We start from the raw sequence: 15,707 nt of genomic DNA, 5'->3' as shown, positions 1-15,707 counted from the left end.
CCATATGGGGATGGCAATCCGTTTTCATTCGAGTAGCTATTTCCCTTCACCGCCAGCAGGCCCGCCCTGGCGTCATCCCCGACATACCCACAGACAAGCTCCTGTTTTAACGATGCAAAATCCCATTGACCCCGCGATTTCAAAGCGAGTATTTTACCGCCGCACAAAGTCAAACTGATAATCATTATCATTTTGAATCTTTTTTGAGGGTGTTACGTGAAGACTCGAGTAATGGACAATGGCACACCTGCCGAGGCGAAGATGTCGCCTGATTTCTTGTTTACCTCGTGTCAGGGCACGATCAGTGCCACTGACCTGGGGCAACCCATCACCACCCCCGCCTGCGAGTGGCCCCTGCTGGCACAGCAGATAACCCTGGCCCTCGATGCCGCCAGGGCTGCCGGCCAGACCAACCCTCTGCTGATCGGTGCTTTTGCGTTCGACCCGGCAGAGGCTTCCTGCCTCTATGTGCCCGGCCACTATGAGCGGGGCGATCGCCCCATCCCGGCAGCACAGGCGCCGGCGACAGCGGCGATGGCAGAGCAGGCCGTCGAGGCCAACCGGGTCATCTCGGTGCAGAGCACCCCGCCGGCCAGCGAATTCCAGGCCTCGGTCAGTGCGGCGCTGGATGCGTTTGCACAAGGTCGTCTCGCCAAGGTGGTGTTGTCGCGCAAACTCACCCTTACCCTGCACCAGCCTGCCGACCCTAAGCAGGTGATGGCCCGTTTGATGGCCCAGAATCCCCACGCCTTCCACTTCTCTCTACCGCTCGGCCAGGACCGCCGCCTGCTGGGCGCCAGTCCGGAGCTGCTGCTGCGGGTCAGCGGGGGAGAGGTGTTCACCCACCCGCTGGCGGGCTCCGCCAGACGGGCGAGCGAGCCGGCGCAAGACGAGATGGTGGCTCGGGATCTGCTGGCCTCTCGCAAGGATCAGCATGAACACAAGTTGGTGATCGACGAGATCCGCCGGGTGCTGACCCCCCACTGCCGCGAGCTGGCGATCCCCGCTCATCCCTCGCTGATGAGCACGGATACCCTCTGGCATCTGGGCACCCCCATCGCCGGGCGGCTCAATGGCGGCGAGGCATCGGTGCTCTCCTTGGCCTGCCAGCTTCATCCCACCCCGGCCCTGTGCGGCTATCCCACCGAACTCGCCCGCCAGTTTATTCGCGAGCAGGAGCCCTTCCGGCGCGCCCTGTTCAGCGGCATCGTCGGCTGGTGCGACAGCCAGGGCAACGGCGAGTGGGCCGTGGTGATCCGTTGTGGCGTGCTCGATGGCCATCAAGTGGAGCTGTTTGCCGGCGCCGGCATCGTCGCGGGCTCGGATCCCGCCATGGAGTGGGCCGAGACCGGCACCAAGCTGGGCACCATGCTCAAAGCTCTGGGCCTGGATTTGGAGGTGGCGCAATGAGCGATACCAACCGCTTCCTGCCCTATACCCGCTGGCCCGACGAATTGGCCCAGCAGTACCGCGCCAAGGGCTATTGGCGCGGCGAGCCGCTGACCGCCATGCTGGCGCGTCAGTGCGAGCTGGCCCCCGACGCCGAGGCCATTCTCTGCGGCGGGCGTCGCTTCAGTTATGGCGAGCTGGACGCCGCCTCGAGCCGGCTGGCCGCAAATCTGGCCCGCCACGGCCTGGGGGTGGGGGATACCGCGCTGGTGCAGCTCCCCAATGTGGCCGAGTTCTATCTGGTGTTCTTTGCCCTGCTCAAGGCTGGCATTGCGCCGGTCAACGCGCTCTTTAGCCACAACCGACTGGAGCTCCTCTCTTATGCCGAGCAGATCACACCGCGCCTCTTTATCGGCTCGCTGGCTCATCCGCTGTTTGCGAGCAAGGGACGCGAGAGCGAGCTGCTGACAAGCATCGGCACCGAGCTGGTGCTGCTGGATGGTGACGCGGGGGGGCTGGGGCTGACCCGCTGGCTTGGCGAGGGGGATGAGGGGGATGAGGGGGTCACCCCATCCGTCTCCTTTGCCCCGACTCCGGCAGACGAGGTGGCCTTCTTCCAGCTCTCCGGCGGCAGCACCGGCACTCCCAAGCTTATCCCGCGCACCCATGACGACTATTACTACAGCGTGCGCCGCAGCAATGAGATCTGTGGCCTCGGCTCCCATACCCGCTATCTGTGCGCCCTGCCGGCGCCCCACAACTTCCCCCTGAGCTCCCCGGGCGCCCTGGGGGTGTTCGAGGCGGGCGGTACCGTGGTGCTGGCGCCCGATCCCAGCCCCATCAGCTGTTTCCCGCTGATTGCCCGCCACCGGGTCAATCTCACCTCGCTGGTGCCGCCGGCGGTCTCCCTCTGGCTGCAGGCCGCGGAAGCGGATCCCACAGCGCGCACCCAGCTCGAGAGCCTCGACTTGCTGCAAGTGGGCGGCGCCAAGCTGGGGGAGGCGGTGGCCAGCAAGATTGGGCCGCTGCTCGGTTGCCGGCTGCAGCAGGTGTTCGGCATGGCGGAAGGGCTGGTCAACTACACCCGGCTGGACGACCCCGACGAGAAGGTGATCCATACCCAGGGCCGCCCCATGAGCCCGGACGACGAGGTGCGCATCCTCGATGAGGCGGGCAATCCGGTTGCCCCCGGCGAGCCTGGCGCCCTGCACACCCGTGGCCCCTATACCTTCCGCGGTTACTACCAGAGCCCGGCCCACAACGCCCGGGTGTTCGATGTCGAGGGTTTCTACTGTTCCGGCGATCTGGTGGTACAGGATGCCGATGGTTACCTCACCGTGGTGGGGCGACAGAAGGATCAGATCAACCGGGGCGGCGAGAAGATCGCGGCGGAAGAGGTGGAAAACCAGCTGCTGCACCATCCGGCCATTACCCATGCGGCCCTGGTCTCCATGCCCGACAGCGCCATGGGGGAGAAGAGCTGCGCCTTCATCGTCAGCACGGATCCCGCCTTGAAGCCGCTGGCCTTGCGCAAGTTTCTGCGCGAGCGCGGGGTGGCGGACTTCAAGCTGCCCGACCGCTTCGAAACCCTGGACGCCCTGCCCATGACGGCGGTGGGCAAGATTGACAAGCAGGGGCTGCGGGCACGCATTGCGCACGCCATCGCCGCCAACCAGCCTCTACAGCATAAAAACTAGTAAGGAATCATGACGTTATGGCTATCCCAACCCTGAACAATTACGCCATGCCCAGCCAGTGGAAGGCCAACAAGGTCAACTGGTCTCTGGATCCCAAACGTGCCGCCCTGCTGATCCACGACATGCAGGAGTACTTCACCGCCTTCTATGGCGAAAACAGCCCGCTGATCGCGGCGCTCACCGAGCGCCTGGCCGCCGTGCGCAAGCAGTGCAAGGCCCTCGGCATCCCGGTCTTCTACACCGCCCAGCCCAAGGATCAATCCCCTGAGGATCGCGCCCTGCTCAACGACATGTGGGGCCCGGGGCTCAACAAACGGCCCGAGCAGCAGCAGGTGGTGGCAGCCCTGCGCCCGGAGCGGGACGACACCGTGCTGGTCAAGTGGCGCTACAGCGCCTTCCAGCGCTCCGAGCTCGAGCAGATGCTCAAAGCGCTGGGGCGGGATCAGCTGATCATCGGCGGCATCTACGGCCATATCGGTTGCATGATGACCGCCTGCGACGCCTTCATGCGCGACATCCAGCCCTTCTTCCTGGCGGACGGGGTGGCGGACTTCTCCCTGGCCGACCACCAGATGGCGCTCGACTACGTGGCGACCCGCTGCGGCAAGGTGATCCGCTGCGAGGAGGTGCTGGCCCTTGCGCCGGTTGCCGCTTCTGCCGTCCAGAGCAATCCGTTGCTGACGTATGAGGGGCTCAAGGCGCGGCTGCTGAGTCATATCGACGAGGACGAAGATGAGTTTGACCCCGATGAGAACCTCATCGACTACGGTCTGGATTCGGTGCGGATCATGGCCCTGCTCACCGAGTGGCGCGCCGCCGGGGTCGAGCTCGGCTTCGTGGATCTCGCCAAGTTGCCGACCCTCAACGGCTGGTGGCGCCTGATCGAGGCCAGGCTGGCAGCCCAGGCGCTGGAGGTGACCCCATGAACCGCTTCCCCTTGACCATACCTCAGCAGGGGCTCTGGTCCGGACATCTGCTCAACGACGACAAGGCGATGTTCAACACCGCCGAGTGCATCGCCTTCGACGGCAAGGTCGAGGCGGCCGTGCTGGCCGCGGCCCTTGCCAAGGCGGTAGGGGAGTGCGAGGCGCTCAAGGGCCACTTCGAAGACGATAAGGAGGCGGTCTGCTTCGTCTCGCATGAGCTGCCCCTGGCCTATGAAGAAATCTCCCTCGAGCACGATGACGAGACGCTGGCCCGCGCCTGGGCCTGGGCCGATCTGCGCCGCCCGTTCGAGCTGACCCAAGAGGCACCCTGCCGTTTCGCCCTGCTGCGCGGCCCCGGCCGCGATTATCTCTACAGCTGCGTGCACCACATCGCCCTCGACGGCTTTGGCACCACCTTGCTGTTCCAGCGCATCGCCGAACTGTATGCAGAGGGGCTGGCCGGTGAGATGAACTCCCCATCCCCCTTCGGCTCGTTGGCTGAAGTGCTGGCAGAAGAGGCGAGCCGCGAGCAGAGCGGCAAGAACGACGCCGCCCGCGCCTTCTGGCAGGAGCAGCTGCAAGGCTGGCCCGAGGTGAAGTCCTTTGGCGAGACCCGCGCACCCATCGCGGCCGAATTTATCCGCGAGAGCCGCCCACTGCCGGCGGCGCTCTGGCAATCCCTGACCGGCTTTGCCGACGAGCACAAGCTGGGTTGGCCCGATCTGCTGCTGGCCGGTATCTCTGCCCAGCTGTCGCTGTCGAGCGGCCAGGATAAGACCCTGCTCGGCCTGATGATGATGAACCGCATCGGTTCGGCGTCGCTGACCGTGCCCTGCATGCAGATGAACATCACCCCCCTTGCTCTGGAACTCGAAGAGGGGTTGAGTCTGGCGGGGGCCGCCGGCGCCGTGGCCAAGGCCAAGCGCGGGGTGCGCAAACACCAGCACTACCGCTACGAGCTGTTGCGCCGCGACCTTGGCCTGGTGGGGGGCGACAAACGCCTGTTCGGCCCGCTGGTCAACATCATGCCGTTCGATCACGCTCGCCGCTTCGGGCCGCTATCTGCCCATATTCTCAACATCAGCGCCGGCCCGGTGGAGGATCTCACCATCGAAGTGCAGGTCGGCGTCGATGGCCAGCCCAGACTGGATCTGGACGCCAACCCCGGCTGCTACCAGCAGGGAGAGCTGGCGGTCATCGCCGATACCCTGTTTGCCCTGCTGGGCCGCTGGCTGGCCGAGCCTGCTCAGACCCTGGGAACGCTCAAGGCCGACTGGCTGGCCGAGCAGCGAGCCAGGGCCCTGATCGCCGGCCCCTCCCATGAAGTGATCAAGGCACGGCCTGTGCTGGAGGCGATCTGCCACTTCGCCGCCCAGACACCGGACAAGATTGCCTTGATTCAGAGCACGGCGCAGGGAGAGGCCCGCTTCAGCTACGAGGCGCTGCTGGCCAGATCCGAACAGATGGCGGCTGCCCTGCAGGCCGCAGGCGTCGCCCCCGGCGACAAGGTGGGGGTCATGCTGGCCCGCACCCCCCAGGCCATCTTCGCCCAGCTGGCTGTGCTGCTGGCGGGCGCCGTCTATGTGCCGCTCGATCCCGAGCAGCCGCTGGAGCGCCAGGGCCATATCCTGCGACTGGGGGAGGTCAAGACCCTGATCACCCAGGCCGAGTACCGCCACAAGCTGGCCAGCCTGTTTGAGGGGCGCACCCTGCTGGCGGGGGATCTGGTGAGCGGTGATCGGCTCAACCAGCCGGCCGCCGGCCGCGCCGTCGCCTACCTGATGTTCACCTCGGGCTCGACCGGTCTGCCCAAAGGGGTGGCGGTGAGCCACGGCGCGCTGGATCACTTCGCCGCCGCCGCCCGCTGCCGTTATCACCTGGATGAAGAGGCGCGGATGCTGCAATTCGCCCCCTTCAACTTCGACGCCAGCATCGAGGAGGTGTTCGCTACCTTGAGCGCCGGCGCCACCCTGGTACTGCGCACCGACGCCCTGCTCGAATCCATGCCCGCCTTTGCGGCCGGGGTGGAGCAGATGGGGATCACCCACCTCGACCTGCCCACCGCGTTCTGGAACGAGTGGGTGGTGGCGCTGACGGCGGGTCAGGCCCACATTCCTGCCGAGCTTACCACTGTCATCATCGGCGGCGAGGCGGTCTATCCCGAGCAGCTGGCCCAGTGGCAGCGTCAGGGCCGCTCCGATGTGCGCCTGTTCAACACCTACGGCCCCACCGAGACCACAGTGGTGGTGACCACTCAGGAGCTGCAGCAGGAAGATCCGAGCCAGGCCCAGCTACCCATCGGCCTGCCGCTGCCCGGCATGCAGGCGCTCATTCTGGGGGCGGGGGAGCAACCCGCCAACGAGGGGGAGCTGGTGCTGCTCGGCCCGCAGCTGGCCAATGGCTATGTAAGGGGCGTGCAAGGGAGCTTTGGCACCCTGCGGGTTGGCGCGGAGCTGATGCCCGTCTATCGCACCGGCGATCGGGTGCGCCTGGTGGATGGCCGGCTGGTCTATCTGGGTCGGCGCGACAACGAGTTCAAGATAAGTGGCTATCGCATCCAGCCCGGCGAAGTGGAGGCCCAGCTGCTGGCCCTGCCGGGGGTGGACGAGGCCTGCGTGCAGGGGGTGAGCATCGGCAGCGTGCGCCGGCTGGTGGCCTTCGTGGCGGGGCCGGAGCGCGACAGCAGGGTCATCAAGGCGCAGCTGGCCAGGGTGCTGCCTGCCGCCATGATCCCCACCGACTATCGCCACTATGACCAGCTGCCCCGCACCGGCTCCAACAAGCTGGATCGCAAGGCCCTGCTGGCCGCCTACCAGGCGGGCGGCGAAGCCCTGACCCTGGGCAGCGAGACCGAGAACCGGGTCGGCGCTATCTGGCAGCAGATCCTGGGGCTCGCCACCATGGCGCCCACGGACAACTTCTTCGAACTGGGGGGCCAGTCCCTGCAGACCATCCAGATAGTCAACCGGCTCGGCGCCGAGTTCGGGGTGCAGGTCAAGGTCTCCGACGTGTTCGATCACCCGCGCCTGGATGATTTCTGCCGCTTCCTCGACGGCCTGCTTGCCGAGGACGAAGAGAGCGTGGAGATGGTGTGGTGATGGATAAGGAGCAACAAGCAATGGCCTTTGATTTCACTGGCAAGCGGGTCTGGGTGACCGGGGCCGGGCGCGGTATCGGCCGCGAGGTGGCGACGCAGTTCGTGGCGGCCGGTGCATCCGTGGTGGGGCTGGATCTGGCGTTTCCCGAAGCCGACTACCCCTATGCCACCCGGCGGCTCGATATCGGCGACTCGAAGGCGGTCAACGCCTGCTGCGCAGCGCTGCTGGCGGACGGCGGGCTCGATGTGCTGGTGAACGGGGCCGGAGTGCTGCGCCTCGGCCCCACCGAGACCTTAAGCGATGATGACTGGCACGACTGCATGACGGTCAACGCCAGCGGCGTCTTCTATCTGCTGCGGGCCCTGGTGCCCCACTTCAAGGGGCAGCGGCGCGGCGCCATCGTCACCATAGGCTCCAACGCGGCCCATGTGCCGCGCATGCAGATGGCGGCCTATTGCGCCTCCAAGGCGGCGGTCACCAGCCTGACCCAGACAGTGGGGCTGGAGCTGGCCCCCTTCGGCGTGCGCGCCAACCTGGTGTCGCCGGGCTCGACGGATACCCCCATGCTGCGCGGCATGCTGCCAAGCGAGGAGGCCATGGCCCGCACCATTGCCGGGTTGCCGGAGCAGTTCAAGCTCGGTATCCCCCTGCGCAAGGTCGCCACCCCGGCGGAGATCGCCCATACCGTCCTCTTCCTGGCCTCGGATCTGGCCAGCCACATCACGCTGCAGGATCTGGTCGTCGACGGCGGCGCCACCCTGAGTGCCTGAGGCTTGAGATACAGATGAACAATATGATTTTGCTGTTGAAACAGCTGGAACGGCAGGGAGTGAAGCTGGCTTTGAACGAGAAAGGCCAGCTTATCTCCCAGTCGAGCAAGGAGGCGGTGACGCCGTCCATCGGCGCCACCATCAAGGCCCACAAGGATGAGCTGGTGCGCTGCCTGGCGGCCCGTGCCGCCTTTGAGGCCCCTATCGCCTCAGAGGGGGCCTTGCAGGGGCCGCTCTCGTCGTCCCAGAGCGGACTCTGGTTTATCGAGCAATACGAGGAGGCCTCCCACCTCTACAACATGCCGGTCTATTTTCGCGTCAAGGGAGAGCTGGACACGGCGGCACTGGAGTTTGCCTTCGACCACCTGTTTGCCCGCCACCCGAGCATGCGCACCCGCTTCATCAAGGACGAGGCGGGCAGGGGGGCCCAGGAGATCCTGCCCCACACGCCCTTCAAGCTGCAGATAGAGGATGTCAGCGCAGAGCCCATTGCTGAGCGCGAGGCCTATGTGGCTCGCCGGGTGCGCGAGGAGATTGGACGTCCCTTCTCCCTGACCCAGGGGGATCTGAGCCGAGTGCATCTTATTCGGCTGGGCAGCCGCGAGCACGTGCTGCTGATCACCCAGCACCACATCATCTCCGACGGCTGGTCGGTCAAGAACATGTTTGCGGATCTCAAGCGCGCCTTTCTTGCCCATCAGAACCGCGAGCCCTTGCAGGTGAGCGAGCTGCCGCTCACCTACATCGACTATGCCCGCTGGTTCAACTCACCGCGTTTTCTCGATTATCACGCCGAGTTCAAGCCGTTCTGGGTCGACCGGCTCGGTGGCAGCCCCGAGGTGCACGGTCTGCCGCTCGACAAGCCGCGCCCGGCCCATCAGGACAGCGGCGGCGAGCTGGTCTTCTCCACCATCGAGAGCGATCTGTGGGAGAGCTTCAAGCGCCTCTGCCAGCGCCACAGCACCTCCAACTTCATCGGTCTGCACGCCCTGTTTGCCCTGCTGATGGTGCGCCAGAGCGGCGAGAAGGAAGTGGTGATCGGCACCCCGCTCGCCTATCGCGAGCGCCACGAGATCGAGTCGCTGGTGGGCTTTTTCGTCAATACGCTTGTGCTGCGCACTCAACTCAGCGGCAAGCCCAGCTTTGTCGACTATCTGCAGCAGTGCCGGGAGGAGGATCTGGCGGCCTTCGATCACCAGCTCTACCGCTTCGAGGCGCTGGCCGAGGCCATCGGCGCGGATCGCACCACCGCCATCAACCCCATCTTCCAGATCATGCTGGTCTATCAGGCCAAGGTGGACTTCAACGATCTCATCCCCGGCTGCCAGCTGGTGGAGGAGACCTCGCCTGTGTTGCCGGCCAAGACCGACATCTCGGTCAAGGTGACCGAGCTGATGGATTCGGTCAGGGTGGACTGGCTGTTTGCCACCGCCCTGTTCGAGCGAGAGACCATCCAGGCTTATGCCGATCGCCTGCTGCACCTGATGCGCGCCGTGGTGGCGGCCCCCGAGACCGACATCTGGCAACTGCCGCTGGAGGCGGGCACCGACCAGGCCGCCCTGGCCGCCGAGCTTGCCGACTTGCCGCCTGACTACCCGAGCCGCGACACCCTGCTCTGTCATATCGAGCGGCGCGCGATTCAGTTGCCGGACGCGCTGGCGGTGAGCGACGGCGCGCAATCGTTGACCTATGGCGAGCTGGAGGTGCGTGCCAATCGGTTGGCTCACTGGCTGCTGGCTCAGGGCGTTACCCCGGGCGCCGCCATCGGCATCCAGGCCAGACGGGATGTCGCCTTCGTGGTTGCCCTGCTCGCCTGCTGGAAGGCGGGGGCGGCCTACGTACCGCTGGATCCTGCCTATCCCGCCGAGCGGCTGGCCCATATCCTGGGCGATGCATCCATCAGCCTGGTGCTGGGCGGCGTGCCGGACCCGCGCCTTGGCGAGGCCCTGGCGGGCACGACGGCCGCGTATCACGATCTGCACGGGCTTGCGCTGGACAAGATGCCAGCCAGCACGCCCGCACTGCTCCGGGACGCCGCCATGCTGGCGCAGATCATCTACACCTCCGGCAGCACCGGCCTGCCCAAGGGGGTCATGGTGGAGCAGGGCAGCCTGGTCAACCTGATGGCGGATCACGGCGAGCGCATCGCCCTTGGGAAGGGTGGCGCCATGTTCAACTGCATGTCCCTCTCGTTCGATGCAGGCAACATGACCAGCTTGCTGCCGCTCTACTGCGGCGCGGCCCTGCACTTCGGCGAGCCGGGCGAGGGGGCGATCGGTGCCGCGATCGCTCGGGGCGCCAGCCACATGATTTTGCCGACCGCCTTGCTGGCGAACCTGCTGCCACCGGCGGATCTCGGCTCCCTCAAGGCCATCGGTTTTGGCGGTGAGGCGTGCCCGAGCAGCCTGGTGGAGCGTTGGGGGGAGCGGGTGGCGCTGTTCAACATGTACGGCCCGACCGAGTGCACCGTCACCGCGCTCTGCGCGCGGCTCACCCCGGGGGCGCCCATCACCATAGGTCGTCCCGTCAACCACCTGAAGGCGCTGATCCTGGACGAGGCGGGCAACCTCTGCCCGGTGGGGGTGCCCGGCGAGCTCTGCCTGGCGGGGCTGGGGCTGGCCCGCGGCTACCTCAATCTGCCGGAGCGCACTCAGGAGGCCTTTATCGAGCTGGCGCTGGCGGCACGAACCCATCGCCTCTATCGCACCGGCGATCGGGCCCTGCTGCGCCGCGATGGCAACATCCAGTATCTGGGTCGGATAGACGAGCAGATCAAGCTGCGCGGCTATCGCATCGAGCCGGGGGAGATAGAGACCCGGCTTGCCGAATTGTGCCCGGCTATTCGCCAGATCAAGGTGGTGGTGCAGGAGGGGCGCCTGCTCGCTTACGCCTGTTTGCAGGCCGGGGCAAGGGAGCCCGACGGCGATGCCCTGCTGCAGCGGGCCGGCGAGTGCCTGCCCGAATACATGGTGCCGGCGCGCCTGTGCTGGCTGCCCGAGATGCCACTCACCCCCAACGGCAAGCTGGACTTGCGCCGACTGCCCGCCATCGTCTGGCAGCAGAGCAAGGGCGAGCCACAAAACGAACTGGAGCAGACCGTGCTCGCCATCTGGCAAGGGGTGCTCAAGCAGCCCCTCGGGGTGGAGGATGATTTCTTCCGGTTGGGCGGTGACTCCATCCTCAGCATCCAGCTCACCACCCGGTTGCGGGATGCGGGATTGCACTGCAGCGTGAAGGACGTGTTCGAAGCCAAGACGGTGCGCCGCCTCTGCCGCCAGCTCGGCCAGCAGCAGGCGGTCAGCCACAGGAGCGAGCAGGGCAGCCTGACCGGCGAGTTCCCGCTCCACCCCATCCAGCACTGGTTCTTCGAGCAGGGCTTTGCCAAATCCGGTCACTGGAACCAGGGGGTGATCCTGCGCCTGCCGGCCGGGGTGGACGATGAGGACCTGCGCGGCTGGCTGAATGCCCTGCGCCAGCACCACGATGCCCTGCGCTTGGCGGTGACCCCGACCGGCCAGCGCTACCTGGCCGAACTGCCATTGCCGCCGCTGCCGACCCTGGATGCCGCCAATCTCGATGAGGCTGAGCTGCAAGCCCGCCTGACCGAGCTGCAGGGAGATCTGGATCCTGCCAGCGGCCACACCCTGGCCTGGGCCCGCCTGCGCAATCTCTCCTTGGAGGGGGATCGGGAGGGCGAGACGGTGGAGGGGCTCTTCCTTGCCTTCCACCACCTGGTCATCGATGCGGTCTCCTGGCGCATCCTGGCCGAGGATCTGGCCCGGGTGAGCAGGGGTGAGCCGCTGCCCGCCAAGGGCAGCAGCTATCGCCAGTGGGGTGAGGGGCTCGCGGCCTACGCCAAACGGGAAGAGGATCAGCTTGGCTTCTGGCTGGCGCAGGGGGAAGGCAGCCAGGGTCACCTGCTGATCGCTGCGCGCGCCACCGATGGCCGTGCCGCCGCCAGCCTGCTGCAACTGAGTCAGGAGACCACGGCTCGTCTTATCGACGCCGCCAACCAGGCCTACTTTACCCGGGTGCCCGACCTGCTGCTGGCGGCCCTGACCCGTACCCTGAGCGAGCTGGGTTACGGCAGCCGTCACTGCGTGATGCTGGAAGGACACGGCCGCGAGGCCATCGATGCTGAACTGGACGTGAGCCGTACCCTCGGCTGGTTTACCAGCACCTACCCGCTGGCGCTGGCGGATGCCAAGGAGTGGGATGCGCTGGTGTGCGCCACCAAGGAACAGCTGCGCGCCGTGCCGGACAAGGGGGTGGGCTTCAACGCCCTGCGACTGCACCACCCCCGTGGTTGGGCACTGCCCGAAGCCCTGATCGTCTTCAACTACCTGGGGGTCAGCCATCAGGGCGAGGCCGCTCAGCCCTGGCAGCCCCTGCCGCTGGCGCCGGGGGCACCTACGTCCCCTGACAACCTGCCGCGGGAACTGGTCAGTCTGCATGGGGGCGTGTTTGATGGCCGCCTCACCCTGCGCCAGGTGGGCGCCCTCAACCAGCAAGGGAGCGACGCTCTGATGGCGCGGCTGGCGGACAACCTGACGGCGCTGGTGGAGCACTGCTGCAACCTGAAGGCGCCGCGCCATACCCCGAGCGACTTCCCGGGGCTTGACCTCTCGCAAGCTGGGCTCGATCGGGTGCTGGCCAGGCGCGAGGTGGAGACCCTGCTGCCCATGACCTCGCTTCAGCAGAGCATGTTCCATCACAGGGCGCTGCTGCCCCGGGATCACGCCTATCACCTGCAGACCGAAATCGACTATCACCAGCCGCTGGACGTGGCGGTCTACCGTCAGGCCTGGCAGGGGCAGATTGCCCGCTGGCCGGCCCTTCGCAGCGAACTGGTACTGGCGGACGGGGTGGCGCTGCAGCGCATTCTCAAGCACGCCGAGTTGCCATTCCACTATGAGGACTTGTCCGAGGTGGGAAATGCAGAGACACGGGTCCAGGCATACCGCGAGCAGGATCTGGCCCGCCCGATCCCGCTGGAGCAGGCCCCCCTGCTGCGCCTTGCCTGTTTCAAATTGGCCCCCGATCACCACAAGGTGATCTTCAGCGCCCATCACGGCGTGCTGGATGGCTGGAGCGGTCCCGTGTTGCTGGGCTCCCTGCATCGCGCCTATCAGGCGCTGATGAACGGCCTGCTGCCACAAGCCGAGCCGGATACCGCCTGGCTCGAATTTGGCGGCCATATCGCCAGCCAAGCCCGCAGCGCCGAGGCTTACTGGCAGGGGCGTGGCGAGCTGCTAACAAAGCCTAACGATCTCGCCTGCCTGTTCGGGGTGACGCTGGACGCTCGCGCAAGCGGGCGCCATACCCAGCAGCGACCGGCGGTGTGCGCCACGGCGTTGTCGGCCGAGGTGGCGACCTTGCTCGCGCGCCGTGCCCGCGACCTTGGCGTGACTGCAGGCCTGTTGGCCCAATATGCCTGGCACCGTCTGCTGGCACGCCGCTCTGGCGATGCCGTCACCCTGGTGGGCAACGTGACCCCGGGCCGGGATTACCCCATCGAGGGGATCACCGCGAGCGTCGGGCTCTATATCAACAGCCTGCCGTTGGCCCTGGCGTGGCGCACCGAGCTGACCCTGGCCGAGCATATCGCCCGGTTGCAGGCCGATCTGATGGCACTCAACGAGCACGGCACCCAGTCGCTGGCGGCACTGACCAAAGGCCGGGCGCGTCTGTTTCAGAGTCTGTTCGTGTTCGAGAACTACCCCATACCGGCGGCCCCTGTCGCCCCCGAACCCCACCAGCTGGTGCCACGCTTTGGCACCGTGGTGGAGAAGGTGGAGCTGCCGCTCTCCTTGGTGGTCAGCAGCCGGGGTGAGACGCTCCAGCTGCGCCTCGAGTTCGATGGCGAGCAGATCCCCGAGGCACGGGCAGAGGCGGTGCTGGCTGACTGGCTGGTCGAGCTCGGCTGGCTGGCGCAGGCGGATCTGAGCCAACCGGCCAGTGTGGTGGCGACGGCACTGCCCCCGGTGATGCCGCAGGTGGCCGCCACCAGGGCGGAGCCCAGCCTGGCTCAGCCGCCGGCCGAGGCCCGCGTGCTGGTGGCTCTGTGGGAGCGTCTGTGCGGCGTGCCCGGCATCTGGCAGCAGACCCTGTGTGAACTCGGGGTGGATTCGGTGCAGCAGCTCGCCCTGCTGGCGGCCCTCAACGAGGCGTTTGGCCAGGAGCGGGCGCCGCTCACCCTGCAGATGCTCAAGGCCCATCCATCCCCCAGCCGGCTCTACCGACACTGGCTGGTGCGCCAAACGGAGGCCGCGCTATGACCGTGACCATCAAGCATAAGGCTCCGCTCGTGCAAACCCGGCCTGCCCCCCGTGAGGGGGCGGCCAACCTGGGGGCGCGGCTGGCGGCCTGTCTGGCCGCCAGCCCGCTGGCCCCCGCCACCCGTATGGGCGGGGAGGGCATCAGTGAGGGTGGATCAGATGAGCAGTGGCTCAGCTACGGCGCGCTCAATGCCAGGGTCGGCGAGATTGCCGCCCGCTTGCAGGGGCTGGCTGTAGGGGAGCGGGTCGGCCTCTATCTTTCCCGCAGCCCCGATCTGGTGGCCAGCCTGCTGGCCTGCCTGCGGCTCGGCCTCACCTTCGTGCCCCTTGAGCCGGACTTTCCGGTGGAGCGGCTGCAGGGGATCGCCCGCCAGGCGCGCCTGTCGGCGGTGATCTGCGACGGCGACAGGCCGGCTCCCGCCTTCGGCTGTCCGCTGCGTACCCTCGATGGCCCGGCAGCGGCAGGGCTCGTCTCCTGGCCCCAGGTGGATGATGCCCTGGCCGCCTACATGATGTTCACCTCGGGCTCCACCGGCGAGCCCAAGGGGGTGGTCATCAGCCGGCGGGCCCTGCTCTGCTTCCTCGACGGGATCCGCGAGCGGCTCGGGCTTTCACCTGGCTGCCACTGGCTCTTCATCACCACCCCGGCCTTCGACATCTCCCTGCTGGAGATGCTGGGGCCGCTCTGGGGCGGTGGCCGGCTGACGGTGGCCGGCGGTGAGCACAACAAGGATCCCCTGGGGATGCTGGCCCTGCTCGAGGCCGACCCCTCCATCAACTGGCTGCAGGCCACCCCGGCCTGCTGGCGCATGCTGCTCAAGGCGGGCTGGCAGGGGCGCAATACCCTCACCGCCCTGTGCGGTGGCGAGGCGCTGGACCCAGGTCTGGCCGAGCAGCTCTGTGCCCGCACCCGGCGGCTGTGGAACTGCTACGGGCCGACCGAGGCCACCGTCTGGTCCCTGGTGAGCGAGGTGCGCTGGCCGCCGGTTGGCGGGCAGATCACCATCAGCCACAGCCTGCCCGGCTATCGTCACTGGGTGCTGGACGAGGCGGGGCAGCGGGTGGCAGAGGGGGAGTGCGGCGAGCTCTGCATCGAGAGCCCGGCCCTGTGCGAGGGGTACTGGCGCAAGCCGGCCTTGACCAGCGCCGCCTTCCTGCGCCTTGCCACCCATCGCCTCTATCGCACTGGCGATCGGGTGCGCCTCCTTGGGGCGGACCGCTTCCTCTATCTGGGACGGCGCGACGATCAGATCAAGCTGCGGGGCTTTCGCATCGAGCTCGGCGAAGTGGAGGCGGGACTGCGCCGCCAGGCCGGGGTGCAGGAGGCGGCGGTGCGTCTGGTGGGCGAGGGGGACGAGGCCATGCTGGTGGGCTACGTGGAGGCGAAAAGCGGGGTGACCCTCAATCGCCTCGCTCTGCGCAAGGGGCTGCAGGCGACGCTGCCACACTACATGGTGCCGGCGCGGCTCATCCTGCTGGATGCCCTGCCCAAGACTGGCAGCGGCAAGCTCGACAGAAAGGCGCTGCCATTACCGGGGTGACAAAGGGC

At 67.0% G+C, this 15,707-nt stretch carries 7 protein-coding genes; all 7 read left to right on the top strand.

All coding sequences use genetic code 11. The annotated features are described in order from the left end of the window. The first annotated feature begins 216 nt into the window (after window positions 1–216). Genes H7R73_RS14105 through amoH form a run of 7 tightly spaced genes read left to right on the top strand, consistent with a single transcriptional unit; the run spans window position 217 to window position 15,699 of the window. Window positions 217–1,410, top strand: a complete 1,194-nt coding sequence (locus H7R73_RS14105) for an isochorismate synthase (protein ID WP_103259975.1) — start codon at window positions 217–219, stop codon at window positions 1,408–1,410. Further along, window positions 1,407–3,086, top strand: a complete 1,680-nt coding sequence (locus H7R73_RS14100) for a (2,3-dihydroxybenzoyl)adenylate synthase (RefSeq protein WP_103259976.1) — start codon at window positions 1,407–1,409, stop codon at window positions 3,084–3,086. Before H7R73_RS14105 ends, H7R73_RS14100 begins: the two co-directional genes overlap by 4 nt. 17 nt (window positions 3,087–3,103) lie before the next feature. Next, a complete protein-coding gene (gene amoB / locus H7R73_RS14095) occupies window positions 3,104–4,012 on the top strand; it encodes an amonabactin biosynthesis bifunctional protein AmoB (protein WP_041212928.1) in 909 nt (302 codons plus the stop codon). Beyond that, window positions 4,009–7,110: an amonabactin biosynthesis non-ribosomal peptide synthetase AmoF gene (gene amoF / locus H7R73_RS14090; protein ID WP_103259977.1), complete on the top strand. Its 3,102-nt coding sequence runs from the start codon at window positions 4,009–4,011 to the stop codon at window positions 7,108–7,110. The genes amoB and amoF overlap by 4 nt, the downstream gene beginning before the upstream one ends. 20 nt (window positions 7,111–7,130) lie before the next feature. Continuing rightward, window positions 7,131–7,880 (top strand): amonabactin biosynthesis protein AmoA, encoded by a 750-nt coding sequence (gene amoA / locus H7R73_RS14085; RefSeq protein WP_103259978.1) that lies wholly within the window; start codon window positions 7,131–7,133, stop codon window positions 7,878–7,880. A 14-nt stretch (window positions 7,881–7,894) separates the two neighbouring features. Next, the gene (gene amoG / locus H7R73_RS14080) at window positions 7,895–14,158 is read left to right on the top strand and encodes an amonabactin biosynthesis non-ribosomal peptide synthetase AmoG (protein ID WP_182951281.1); all 6,264 of its coding nucleotides are present in this window, start codon (window positions 7,895–7,897) and stop codon (window positions 14,156–14,158) included. After that, a complete protein-coding gene (amoH, locus tag H7R73_RS14075) occupies window positions 14,155–15,699 on the top strand; it encodes an amonabactin biosynthesis glycine adenylation protein AmoH (RefSeq protein WP_103259979.1) in 1,545 nt (514 codons plus the stop codon). Before amoG ends, amoH begins: the two co-directional genes overlap by 4 nt. The last annotated feature ends 8 nt before the right edge of the window (window positions 15,700–15,707 follow it).

Source organism: Aeromonas sp. WP2-W18-CRE-05, from assembly GCF_014168615.1.
GTDB lineage: Bacteria > Pseudomonadota > Gammaproteobacteria > Enterobacterales > Aeromonadaceae > Aeromonas > Aeromonas caviae.
The sequence above is the reverse complement of the archived record's forward strand: the minus strand, read 5'-3'. Positions and strand labels throughout refer to the sequence as shown.

Bases quoted from the DNA above. Each gene is read 5' to 3' on its own strand.
- amoH (WP_103259979.1), top strand. From the start codon at position 14,155: ATGACCGTGACCATCAAGCATAAGGCTCCGCTCGTGCAAACCCGGCCT.
- H7R73_RS14100 (WP_103259976.1), top strand. From the start codon at position 1,407: ATGAGCGATACCAACCGCTTCCTGCCCTATACCCGCTGGCCCGACGAA.
- amoG (WP_182951281.1), top strand. From the start codon at position 7,895: ATGAACAATATGATTTTGCTGTTGAAACAGCTGGAACGGCAGGGAGTG.
- amoB (WP_041212928.1), top strand. From the start codon at position 3,104: ATGGCTATCCCAACCCTGAACAATTACGCCATGCCCAGCCAGTGGAAG.
- amoA (WP_103259978.1), top strand. From the start codon at position 7,131: ATGGCCTTTGATTTCACTGGCAAGCGGGTCTGGGTGACCGGGGCCGGG.
- amoF (WP_103259977.1), top strand. From the start codon at position 4,009: ATGAACCGCTTCCCCTTGACCATACCTCAGCAGGGGCTCTGGTCCGGA.